The organism is Micromonospora sp. M51, from assembly GCF_018070305.1.
Taxonomy (GTDB): Bacteria; Actinomycetota; Actinomycetes; order Mycobacteriales; family Micromonosporaceae; genus Micromonospora; species Micromonospora parva.
Genome location: NZ_JAGPXZ010000128.1, coordinates 1 through 11108, shown reverse-complemented (window position 1 = coordinate 11108; position 11108 = coordinate 1). Strand labels below are relative to the sequence as shown.

The following is an 11108-nucleotide window of genomic DNA, read 5'->3' as shown; positions in this document are numbered from 1 at the left end:
GTAGAGGAACGGTTCGTCGCGCATGGCGGCCCGGCACGCCTCGACGAGGTCGCGGTCGGCGACGGATTTGAGGACGTATCCGTTGGCGCCGGCTCGGAGGCCTTCGAAGAAGAACTGTTCGTTGTCGTACATGGTCAGGATCAGTACCCGCAGGCCCGGTTGCTGTCTGACGAGTTCACGGGTGGCTTGCAGGCCGGTGAGCCGGGGCATGGCGATGTCGAGGATGGCCAGGTCCGGTTGGTGCAGTCGGGCTTGTTCGAGGGCCTCGGCGCCGTCGCTGGCCTCGGCGACGACGGTCAGGTCGGGTTCGCCGTCGAGGATGAGGCGTACGCCGCGGCGTACCAGTGCGTGGTCGTCGGCGAGCAGGATGCGGATGGGCGCGCTCATGCCAGGCCTGCTGGGTCGGGTACGTCGAGGGTGACCTCGGTGCCGCCGGCGGGGCCGGGGCCGATGCTGAGGTGGGCGCCGACGAGCAGCGCCCGTTCGCGCATGCCGCGGATGCCGGCGCCTTCCGGTTGGCCGGCGATGCCGCGTCCGTCGTCGCGGATGCGTAGCCGCACGCCGTTGCCGTGTGGGATGAGGGTGATGTCGACGCGGCTGGCGTTGGCGTGCCGGGCGACGTTGGTGAGGCCTTCCTGGGCCACGCGGTAGAGCACCAATTCGACTTCCTCGGTGAGTACGGGTAGATCGGGTGCGAAGTCTCGGCGGATCTGCAGGCCGCTGTGGTGGGAGATCTCCGCGAACAGGGAGCGCAGGGCGGCGATCAGTCCGAGTTCTTCCAGGACGCCGGGTCGCAGGCGGCGGGCGATGCGGCGGATCTCGTCGAGGCTGTCGCGGGTGGTTTCCTGCACCTGGTGCAGTTCGGGTCGTAGCTCGGGTGGGGCGTTGTCGGCGACGCGGCTGATCTGCAGCAGGACGGCGGTGAGTGTCTGGCCGATCTCGTCGTGCAGTTCCTGGGCGATGCGCCGCCGCTCGTTCTCCTGGGCGGACAGCGCGCGGGCGTTGCTGGCGGCGCGGTCGGCTTCGAGTCGGTCGAGCATGGCGTTGAACGTGCTGATCAGGGCGGCGATGCCGGCGTGTCCGGTGACCGCGGGGCGGGGGCCGGGGCGCAGCAGGTCGATGGTGGTCATCGCCCGGGTGAGGCGTTGCAGTGGTGCCAGGCCGACGCGCAGCAGCAGCGCGTTCGCGACGAGCATGACGACCAGGCCGCCGCTGAGGATGAGTGCCTCGGTGAGGACGAACGGGGTCGACACTGTCACGGGGCCCAGCAGGACCAGGACGGTCGCCGCGGTGAGGACGGCGGCGTTGATCAGGAAGATCCGCCAGAACAGCGACACCGTGTCGAACCTCCCCCTGTCGTCTCCGCCCTTCCATCGTCGCGGGCGCGGCTGCCCCCGGGTGGGTCGACGCTCCGGTACCTCAGGATCTCGTGGGCGTCGAGGGGGTGTCCATGGGGGCTGGCTCCCATGTTGTCCCCTGCTGACCGCCCTGGAATGAGTGTTGGCCCCGATGTCAGCAGTGCCCCCGGTTGGCAACGGTAAAGGGACAGACGGCGGGCGGGCCTTCGGGGTCCGTGGGGAGGGGGGCGGTGGATGACCACGGCGGGCTGGTTGGCGGTGGCGGTGTTCACTGTCGTGTACGCGTTGATCGCGACGGACCGGGTGGATCGGGTGGCCGCGTCGGTGGGCGGTGCGGTGTTGATGCTCGCGGTCGGGTTGACCGGTACGCAGGAGGCGTTCTTCTCCACTGACACGGGCATCGACTGGCGGGTTATTTTCCTGCTCATCGGCATGATGATCATCGTGTCGGTGCTCGGTCGTACCGGCGTGTTCGAGTATCTGGCGATCTGGGCGGCGAAGCGGGCCCGTGGGCGACCGTACCGGCTCATGGTCATCCTGGTGTTGATCACGGCTGCCGCGTCGGCGCTGCTGGACAATGTCACCACGGTCCTGCTCGTTGCGCCGGTGACCATCTCCGTGTGTCGGCAGCTGGGTGTGCCGGTGGTGCCGTTCCTGCTGGCGGAGGTGTTCGCGGCGAACATCGGCGGCACGGCGACGCTGATCGGTGATCCGCCGAACATCATCATCGCGGCGCGGGCCGGGCTGTCGTTCAACGCGTTCCTGGTGCACCTGACGCCGTTGGTCATCGTGCTGCTGGGTGTTCTGTTGCTGTTCTGCCGGGTGATCTTCCGGTCGGCGTTGACGTACCACCCGGAGCGGGTCGGGCCGGTGCTGGCGATGCGGGAACGCGACGCGATCCGCGAACCGCGCCTGCTGGTGTACAGCGGCATCGTTCTCGCCTTCGTCCTCGCCGGATTCGGTCTGCACACCGTCCTGCATCTGGAACCGGCGGTGATCGCGCTGACCGGCGGTGTCGTTCTGCTGGGGGTGTCACGGCTGGAGACGGCCAGCGTCGTCCGGGACGTGGAGTGGCCCACCCTGGCGTTCTTCGCCGGCCTGTTCATCATGGTCGGGGCCCTGGTCGACACCGGCGTGATCCAGGTGGTCGGCACCTTCGCCACCGACGCGGTCGGCGACAACCTGCTCGGCGCGTCGTTGACCCTGATCGGCGGCGGGGCGCTCATGTCGGCGTTGGTGGACAACATCCCGTCGGTGACCGCCATCAGCCCGATCATCGAGCAGCTCGTCGCGGCGAACGGCGGCATGGAACAGGCCGGCATGCGGTGGTGGTCGCTCGCGCTCGGCGCGGGGCTCGGCAGCAACGCCACAGTGGTCGCCGCCGCCTCGAACGTGGTGATGGTCGGTCTGGCGCAGCGAGCCGGGGAGCCGATCTCGTTCTGGCGGTTCACCCGCGACGGTCTGCTGCTGACCGTCGTCACCGTCGTGCTCGCCGGCGTGTACGTGTGGCTGCGCTACTTCGTCCTGGGCGGTGCTCCGTGACGCTGCCGTCGCTGTATCTGCTGCTGGCAGCCGGGACGCTGGTGGCGCTGGTCAGCGTGGGCGCCGCGAAGATCGCCGCGAAGGCCGGGATGCCGGTGCTGCTGGCGTACCTGGGTGTCGGGCTGCTGCTCGGCGAGGGTGGGCTCGGGCTGCCGTTCGACGACGCCGCGTTGGCGCAGGCGCTCGGGTTGGCCGCCCTCGCGGTGATCCTCGTCGAGGGCGGCCTGACCACCCGGGTCAGCGACGTGCGGCGGGTGTTGCGCCCGGCGACCGCGCTCGCCACCCTTGCGGTGTTCATCAGCGTCGCCGTCACCGCCGCGGCGGCGCACTACCTGCTCGGCCTGGGATGGCAGCTGTCGCTGCTGCTCGGCGCGATCGTCTCGTCCACCGACGCGGCCGCCGTCTTCTCGGTGCTGCGCGCCGTGCCGCTGCCGCGTCGGCTGAGCAACCTGCTGGAGGCGGAGTCGGGGCTCAACGACGCGCCCACGTTCATCCTGGTGCTGGCGTTCAGCGCGACGAGTCTGAGCACGCTGTCCCCGGGCGGGATGCTCGCCCAGATGAGCTACCAACTGGTGGTCGGCGCGCTCGCCGGCGTCGGGGTGGGGATGGCTGCGGTGTGGCTGCTGCGCCGGCTCACCCTGCCCACCTCGGGGCTGTACCCGATCGCCACGTTCGCGTGCGGGGTGCTCGCGTTCGCCGGCTCCGGCCTGCTGCAGGCCAGCGGCTTCATCGCCGCGTACCTGGCGGGTCTGGTGCTCGGCAACGCCGGCCTGCCGCACCGGCGCGCCACCGAGTCGCTGGCCGAAGGGCTCGGCTGGATCGCGCAGATCGGCCTGTTCGTCATGCTGGGTCTGCTGGTGTCGCCGGCCGACCTGCCGGCGGCGATCGTGCCGGCGCTGGTGGTCGGCGCCGCCCTGCTGCTCATCGCCCGGCCCGTCTCGGTGCTGCTGACCCTGTTGCCGTTCCGCATCCCGCTACGCGAGCAGGTGTTCCTGTCCTGGGCGGGGCTGCGCGGCGCCGTGCCGATCGTGCTGGCCACGGTGCCGGTGGTGGCCGGCACCCCCGGTGCCATGGTCGTGTTCAACATCGTCTTCGTGCTCGTCGTGGTGTTCACCGCGATCCAGGCGCCGTCGCTGCCGTGGCTCGCGCAACGCCTCGGGCTGGCCCCGCACCGCGTCGGCCCGGACCTGCAGGTCGAGATCGCCCCGCTGGACAACATCGACGCCGACCTCATCAACGTCACCATCACCGCGGGTTCGAAACTGCACGGCACGTACCTGGACGAGCTGCGGCTGCCCACGCCCGCGGTGGCCCCGCTGGTGGTGCGCGACGGCGTCGCGTTCGTTCCCGCGACGGACACCCGGCTGCGCACCGGCGACGATCTGCTCGTCCTCACCACCCCGACGGTGCGTGAGGCCACCGAACGCCGACTGCGGGCGGTCAGCCGCGCCGGGCGGTTGGCCCACTGGCACGGCGAGTACGGCGACCCCGACCGGCGTGCGGAACCATCAAGGAGGAGTCCGTCATGGAAATCGAACGAATCGCCCTCCCCGGCGTCGGCGTCTCGTACTCGTTCGTCACCGGCGATGGCACCCGACTCGGCGTGATCTGCCACCCCAACGGCGCCCGTGACATCGCCCTGTACGACAGCGACGACCCGACCGACGTCCGTGCCGCGGCGACGCTGTCGCCGGTGGCGGCCCACCACCTGGCCAACCTGCTCGCGGCGACAGCGGTCATCGACCTGGTGCCCGACGGCGGCGCGGACGTGGACGCCGTCACGGTGGCCCGGGTGCCGGTTCCCGCCGGCAGCGACTACGACGGTCGCCCGCTGTGCAGTCTGCGCACCGACGCCGTCGTGGTGGCGGTCCTGCGCGACGGCCACCCCGTCCTCAGGCCCGACGCCCGGCGGGACCTGCGCTACGGCGACACCCTGGTCGCCGTCGGCACCCGCGACGCGATCGACCATCTCGGACGCGCCGTCGCCGGCTACGTCAGCGGCGGTGTGACCACCCGGCGGGGATGACGACGGGTGACAGCCGTGGGGTCAGCCCAGGTCGACCAGGAGCGGCCGGTGGTCGGAGATGGTGGACAGCGGGGTGGTGACCGCGCGTACCGGCGGCAGCTGGTCGAGGGCGTGCCGGTCGGCGAGGATGTGGTCGAGTTGGACCCGGGGCTGCCCGGAGGGGTAGGTGGGACGTCGGCCCAGGGGGTGCCAGCCGGAAATGAGCCGGGCCGCCCCGGCGGGCAGGTTGAGGTCGCCGAGCAGGACGCGGGGGGCCGGTAGCGCGCGCAGGGCGCGCACGGTCTGGCGCAGTTGGCGGGCGTTCCAGCCGGGCACGAACGACAGGTGGGTCGCGGCGACGGTGAGGGCGCCGTGGGGGGTGTCCAGGACGGCGGCGAGGACCACGCGGGGTTCGTCGTGCAGGAGGATGAGGCCGCCGCGGGGGCCGGGCACGTAGACCGGTGAGCGCACCGGCGCCGGTTTGAGCCGGGTGACCTGCCAGCTGCGCACGGGATGTCGGCTGATCAGGCCGATGCCGTAGCAGGGTTCACCGTGCCCGTCGTCGTCGTGGCGCAGCGGGCGGAACTGTTCGCCGGGGGTGCCGACGACGGCGGCGGCGAAGCGGTGGTGGGGTGCGTCGAGGGCGCGGGCGGCGATGGCGATGAGGTCGAGGTTGCCGCTGCGGTGCTGGTCGCGGTCGACCTCCTGCAGGGCGAGCACGTCGGCGTCGAGGGCGCCGATGGCGGCGGCGAGTCGGTCGGAGTCGACGAGCCCGTCGGTGAGGGACCGTCCGTGCAGCACGTTGAAGGTGGCCAGGCGCACTCCTGCACCCTACGTGCCCGTGGCATGGTTGCCGGGTGGTGAAGGTGTTGCTGTGTTCGGTGCTGGTGTTCGTGGCGGTCGGGGCGTTGGGGGTGTTTCTGCGGCGTACGCGAGGTCGTTGACGTGAGTCTGACCACGTCAGGCCCGGTCTGGCCGTCCCCTGTGGGAAGAATTGCCGCCCGTGGACGCCGTATCGCTGAGTACCCTGCTGGCCGCCGCGGCGCTGGCCGGGTGGGTCGATGCCGTGGTCGGCGGCGGCGGGTTGTTGCTGCTGCCGGCGTTGCTGGTGGCCGCCCCGGGGTTGCCGGTGGCCACCGCGCTGGGCACGAACAAGTTGGCCGCGATCTTCGGTACGGCCACGGCGGCGACGACGTACGCCCGGCGGACCACGCTCGACTGGCGGGTGGTGGGGCCGGCGGCGGGGTTGGCGGTGCTCAGCTCCGGCGTGGGCGCCGTGCTCGCCGGGGCGGTGCCGGCGGCGGCGTACCGGCCGGTGGTGTTGGTCGTGCTGGTGGCGGTGGCGGCGTTCGTGCTGCTGCGACCCCGGCTGGGGGTGCTACCGGCGCCGCACCGGCGCACCCCGGCGAGGGTGGCGGCGGCGATCGCGGTGGCCGGGGTGGGCATCGCCCTGTACGACGGGTTGATCGGCCCGGGCACCGGCACGTTCCTGGTGTTGGCTTTCACCGCCCTGCTGGGCTCGGATTTCGTGCACGGCTCGGCGATGGCGAAGGTCGTCAACGCGGGCACGAACCTGGGCGCGCTCGTGGTGTTCGCGGTGACCGGGCACGTGTGGTGGCTGCTGGGCGCGGGCATGGCGGTGTGCAACATCGCCGGCGCGGTGCTCGGGGCGCGCATGGCGTTGCGCCGCGGCTCCGGGTTCGTGCGGGTGGTGCTGGTGGTGGTGGTGGCCGCGTTGATCGCGAAGCTGGGCCACGACCAGTGGGTGGCCTAGCCGCGCCGGCTGGGTGAGTCGAACCGCCCGGCGCGGATCTCGCGCAGCGCCCTGCGTCGGGTGTCGCCGCGCAGGGTGTCGACGTAGAGCCGCCCGCCCAGGTGGTCGGTTTCGTGTTGCAGGGCGCGGGCCAGGAACCCGCTGCCGGCGATGGTCAACGGCTCGCCGTGCTGGTCGACACCGTGGGCGGTGGCGTGCATGGCCCGCACGGTCGGGAAGTACAGGCCGGGGATGGACAGGCAGCCCTCCTCGTCGTCCTGGAGCTCGTCGGACAGCTCCAGGGTCGGGTTGATGAGGTGGCCACGGTGCCCGTCGGCGTCGTAGACGAACACCTGGGCGCTGACGCCGATCTGTGGTGCCGCGACGCCGGCGCGGCCGGGGGCGCCGAGCAGGGTGTCCATCAGGTCGGTGACGAGGGCACGCAGCTCCGCGTCGAAGGTGGTGACCGGTTCACATCCGGTGCGCAGGACAGGGTCGCCGATGATCCGGATGGGCCGCATGGTCATGCGGGTCAGCGTATCGCCGTCCGGGCGCGCCGTCAGCGCCCGGCCAGGGTGGCGCGGATCGGGGTGGTCTTCGCGGCGGCCTCGGCGACCTCGGCGTACGGGTCGCTGTCCCAGGTGATGCCGCCGCCGGCCCAGGTGTGCAGCCGTTGGCCGTCGGCGGCGGCGGTGCGGATGGTCAGACCCAGGTCGACACGACCGGGCGCGACCCAGCCGAGCGCGCCCATGCTGGCGCCGCGGCCGACAGGTTCGAGGGCGCTGATCTGGGTCAGGGCGGCGAGTTTCGGCGCGCCGGTGACCGAGCCGCCGGGGCAGGTGGCGCGCAGCAGGTCGGCCAGGCCGAGGCCGTCGGCGACGGTGGCGCGGACGGTCGATTCGGCCTGCCACAGGTCGCACCAGCGGCGGACGGCGAACAGGTCGTCGACGGTGACGCTGCCGGTACGGGCGATGCGCGCCAGGTCGTTGCGTTCCAGGTCGACGATCATGATGTGTTCGGCGCGTTCCTTGGCGCTGGCGAGCAGTTCGGCGCGCCCGGCGGCGGTGGCCGGGCGGGTGCCCTTGATCGGTCGGGTGATCACCTGCCCGTCGGTGACCTCGACGAGGGTTTCCGGGGAGGCGCAGCCGATGGCCCAGCCGTCGCCGGTGAGCACACCGCCGTAGCGGGCGCCGGGGAGCGCGCCGAGGCGGCGCAGGGCGGGCAGCGGGTCGCCGGTGTAGGGGGCGGCGGCGTGGCCGACGATGTTGCTCTGGTAGACGTCGCCACGGCCGATGGCGGCGCGGACCGCGTCGACGGCGGCGGCGTGCTCGCGGGGGGTCCAACTCTCGGTCCACTCGCCGAGCCACCACCGCCTCGGCGGGCCGGGCGGCGTGATCCGGACGCGGCCGTGCTGGTAGACGACCACAACGAGGTCGGGCAGGGTCGGCGCGGGTTCGGGCGCCCCGGTGGGCGCGCCGGTCAGGAGCGCCCCGGCGGCGGCGGACAGGTACAGCGCCGCGCCGCAGACCCCGTCGCCGTGGCGGTCGGTGACGGGTCGGGTCAGGTCGTGCAGGGGCAGGCCGTGCGCGGCGAGGAACTCCTCGGCCAGGGCCGCCGGGTCGCCGCCGTCGGCGCGGGACCAGTGCAGGCGGGCGCGTTCGGTGAGCGCGCCCCGGCATCCGGCCGGCGCGGCCGGCACATCGACGTACGTCGCCGGACCGAGGTCCGCGTCGCACACGTATGGGAGCGTTTCCACGCCGTACGGTCCAACCTTCCTCATCCGTTCAGTGGATTTCCCGCGCACCAGGCGGACACCTGGTCGATGCTGGACACTTTCGCTTGGTACTGTGCGTCACTGGTCATGTGAACCATGACACAGTGCCCCCACAGTCCGGAGAACCCGATGTGCCAGCACCAACCGACCTGCCCTTCCGCTGAAGCCACCGACCGGGAAGCCGCGCGGGTCCTCGCCTGCTTCCGTGAGCAGGGCTGGAGCCTGCTCTGCAACGGTGTCATCGTCTTCGACGACACCGGCGAGCTGCTCCCCGACGGGAGCAGCATCGCACCGCACCGCGGCCCCGCCCGCCACGCCCTCGTGGCCTGACCGACCACTCAGCGTCACCGAATAGCCGCCGTCGACCCAGGCTAGTCCCCCGGTAAGGGACGTCCCCGCCCAGGTCGCAGCGACTGCCGGGGCAGGCCGTACCCGCCCGCCCCGGCGCGCCGTCATCGGCCCTTCGACGCCCGGCGGCGCTGTCAAACCTTGAGCGCCCGCGGGCGCTGTCAGTCTTCGAACGCCTCCGGCGACGGGCACGAGCAGACCAGGTTCCGGTCGCCGTACGCGCCGTCGATGCGCCGCACCGGCGGCCAGTACTTCCCGGCCCGGTCCACCCCGGCCGGGTACGCGCCCACCGACCGCGGGTACGCGTGCGACCACTCGTCACCGCTGACCATCGCCGCGGTGTGCGGCGCGTTCGCCAGGGGGTTGTCCCCCGCCGGCCACTGCCCCGACGCCACCTGCTCGATCTCCGCGCGGATCGCGATCATCGCGTCGCAGAACCGGTCCAGCTCGGCCAGGTCCTCGCTCTCGGTCGGCTCCACCATCAGCGTCCCCGCCACCGGGAACGACATCGTGGGCGCGTGGAAACCGTAGTCGATCAACCGCTTCGCCACGTCGTCGACGCTCACCCCGGTCGCCTTCGTCAACGGCCGCAGGTCGAGGATGCACTCGTGCGCCACCAGGCCCTTGTTGCCGGCGTACAGCACCGGGAAGTGCCCGCGCAGCCGCGCCGCCACGTAGTTCGCCGCGAGGACCGCCACACCGGTGGCCCGGGTCAGCCCCTCGGCGCCCATCATCCGCAGGTACGCCCACGGGATCGGCAGGATGCCCGCCGACCCGTACTTCGCCGCCGAGATCGCCGGGGTGGCGTCGGCGTGCGCGCCGAGCGGGTCACCGGGCAGGAACGGCGCCAGGTGCGCGCGGACCGCCACCGGGCCCACGCCGGGGCCACCGCCGCCGTGCGGGATGCAGAACGTCTTGTGCAGGTTCAGGTGCGACACGTCCGCGCCGAACGTGCCGGGCTTGGCGAAACCGACCAGGGCGTTGAGGTTCGCCCCGTCGACGTACACCTGCCCGCCGGCGTCGTGGACCTTCGCGCACAGCGACGCGATGCCGGTCTCGTACACGCCGTGCGTCGACGGGTACGTCACCATGATCGCGGCGAGCGCGTCGCGGTGCTTGTCGATCTTCGCGTCCAGGTCGACCAGGTCGACGTTGCCGTTGTCGTCGCAGGCCACCACGACGACCCGCATGCCGGCCATCACCGCCGACGCGGCGTTCGTGCCGTGCGCCGACGAGGGGATCAGGCACACGTCGCGGTGGGTCTCCCCCCGCGACGCGTGGTACGAGCGGATCGCCAGCAACCCGGCCAGCTCACCCTGCGAACCGGCGTTGGGCTGCACACTGACCGCGTCGTAGCCGGTCACCTCGGCCAGCCACGACTCCAACTGACCGATCATCTCCCGGTACCCGGCGGTCTGCGCATCCGGCGCGAACGGGTGGATGTGCGCGAACTCCGCCCAGCTGATCGGCTCCATCTCGGTGGTCGCGTTCAGCTTCATCGTGCACGAGCCGAGCGGGATCATGCCCCGGTCCAGGGCGTAGTCGAAGTCCGACAGCCGTCGCAGGTAGCGCAGCATCGCCGTCTCCGAGTGGTGGCTGCGGAACACCGGGTGGGTGAGGAAGTCGGTGGTGCGCGTCAGGTCGGCCGGGACTGCCGTGTCGACGGCCCCGTCGAACGCGGCCACCCCGAACGCCGCCCACACCGCCTGAAGGTGCGCGTCGGTGGTCGTCTCGTCGCAGGACATCCCCACCTGGTCGGCGTCGACCAGCCGCAGGTTCACCCCCCGCTCGGCGGCCGCCGCGACGACCTCGGCGGCCCGGCCCGGCACCCGGGCGGTGACGGTGTCGAAGAACGCGACGTCCGCGACGTCCACGCCGCCGGCGCGCAACCCGGCCGCGAGCCGCGCCGCCATCCGATGGGTACGCGTCGCGATGTCCCGCAGCCCGTCCGGGCCGTGGTAGACGGCGTACATGCCGGCCATCACCGCGAGCAGCACCTGCGCGGTGCAGATGTTGCTGGTCGCCTTCTCCCGCCGGATGTGCTGCTCACGGGTCTGCAACGCCAACCGGTACGCCGGGTTGCCGTCCGCGTCGCGCGACACCCCGACCAGGCGTCCGGGCAGCATCCGCTCCAGGCCCGAGCGCACCGCCAGGTAACCGGCGTGCGGCCCACCGAAGCCCATGGGTACGCCGAAGCGCTGGGTGGTGCCGGCGGCGATGTCCGCGCCGATCTGCCCCGGCGCCCGCAGCAGCGTCAACGCCAGCAGGTCCGCCGCGACGGTGACCAGGGCGCCGACGGCGTGCGCCGCCTCGACCAGACCCTGGTGG

11 protein-coding genes are annotated in these 11108 nt (G+C 72.3%); 5 read left to right on the top strand and 6 right to left on the bottom strand.

Translation table 11 applies throughout. The annotated features are described in order from the left end of the window. Both KBX53_RS09915 and KBX53_RS09910 read right to left on the bottom strand, forming a co-directional pair. A partial coding sequence (locus KBX53_RS09915) for a response regulator transcription factor (protein ID WP_210858753.1) occupies positions 1–387 on the bottom strand: 387 nt, incomplete at its 3' end. After that, positions 384–1337 carry a sensor histidine kinase gene (locus tag KBX53_RS09910; RefSeq protein ID WP_210858751.1) on the bottom strand — a complete coding sequence of 318 codons (954 nt, stop codon included), beginning with the start codon at positions 1335–1337 and terminating at the stop codon, positions 384–386. The genes KBX53_RS09910 and KBX53_RS09915, both read right to left, overlap by 4 nt. 255 nt (positions 1338–1592) lie before the next feature. On the opposite strand from KBX53_RS09910, the gene KBX53_RS09905 reads away from it, so the two are divergent. From KBX53_RS09905 to KBX53_RS09895, 3 genes are read left to right on the top strand one after another with little or no spacing between them, the layout of a single operon-like run. Continuing rightward, complete coding sequence (locus tag KBX53_RS09905) at positions 1593–2900, top strand: SLC13 family permease (RefSeq protein ID WP_210858749.1); 1308 nt, start codon at positions 1593–1595, stop codon at positions 2898–2900. After that, entirely contained in the window at positions 2897–4507 is a 1611-nt protein-coding gene (locus tag KBX53_RS09900) for a potassium/proton antiporter (protein WP_081883645.1), read from the top strand. The genes KBX53_RS09905 and KBX53_RS09900 overlap by 4 nt, the downstream gene beginning before the upstream one ends. Continuing rightward, on the top strand, positions 4426–4926 hold the full coding sequence (locus KBX53_RS09895) for a cation:proton antiporter regulatory subunit (protein ID WP_210858747.1): 501 nt from the start codon (positions 4426–4428) through the stop codon (positions 4924–4926). Before KBX53_RS09900 ends, KBX53_RS09895 begins: the two co-directional genes overlap by 82 nt. Before the next feature lie 21 nt (positions 4927–4947). On the opposite strand, the gene KBX53_RS09890 is transcribed toward KBX53_RS09895, so the two are convergent. Next, positions 4948–5727, bottom strand: a complete 780-nt coding sequence (locus tag KBX53_RS09890) for an endonuclease/exonuclease/phosphatase family protein (RefSeq protein WP_210858745.1) — start codon at positions 5725–5727, stop codon at positions 4948–4950. 181 nt (positions 5728–5908) lie between these two features. Here KBX53_RS09890 and KBX53_RS09885 point away from each other — a divergent pair, with 181 nt between their 5' ends. Beyond that, positions 5909–6679 (top strand): TSUP family transporter, encoded by a 771-nt coding sequence (locus KBX53_RS09885; protein ID WP_030327692.1) that lies wholly within the window; start codon positions 5909–5911, stop codon positions 6677–6679. Here KBX53_RS09885 and def read toward each other — a convergent pair. Together def and KBX53_RS09875 are read right to left on the bottom strand one after the other, a co-directional pair. Then, positions 6676–7185 carry a peptide deformylase gene (gene def, locus KBX53_RS09880; protein ID WP_030327693.1) on the bottom strand — a complete coding sequence of 170 codons (510 nt, stop codon included), beginning with the start codon at positions 7183–7185 and terminating at the stop codon, positions 6676–6678. The genes KBX53_RS09885 and def overlap by 4 nt on opposite strands. Positions 7186–7217: 32 nt before the next feature. Beyond that, a complete protein-coding gene (locus KBX53_RS09875; protein WP_210858755.1) occupies positions 7218–8465 on the bottom strand; it encodes a chorismate-binding protein in 1248 nt (415 codons plus the stop codon). A gap of 96 nt (positions 8466–8561) precedes the next feature. Here KBX53_RS09875 and KBX53_RS09870 point away from each other — a divergent pair, with 96 nt between their 5' ends. Next, positions 8562–8762 (top strand): DUF5999 family protein, encoded by a 201-nt coding sequence (locus KBX53_RS09870; RefSeq protein WP_030327695.1) that lies wholly within the window; start codon positions 8562–8564, stop codon positions 8760–8762. A 179-nt stretch (positions 8763–8941) separates the two neighbouring features. Here KBX53_RS09870 and gcvP read toward each other — a convergent pair. Beyond that, positions 8942–11108, bottom strand: a 2167-nt coding sequence (gene gcvP, locus KBX53_RS09865) for an aminomethyl-transferring glycine dehydrogenase (protein WP_210858742.1), incomplete at its 5' end; no start/stop codon positions are given.

Coding starts and splice junctions, on each gene's coding strand:
- def (WP_030327693.1), bottom strand. CDS start 7,185: ATGACCATGCGGCCCATCCGGATCATCGGCGACCCTGTCCTGCGCACC.
- KBX53_RS09870 (WP_030327695.1), top strand. CDS start 8,562: ATGTGCCAGCACCAACCGACCTGCCCTTCCGCTGAAGCCACCGACCGG.
- KBX53_RS09895 (WP_210858747.1), top strand. CDS start 4,426: ATGGAAATCGAACGAATCGCCCTCCCCGGCGTCGGCGTCTCGTACTCG.
- KBX53_RS09905 (WP_210858749.1), top strand. CDS start 1,593: ATGACCACGGCGGGCTGGTTGGCGGTGGCGGTGTTCACTGTCGTGTAC.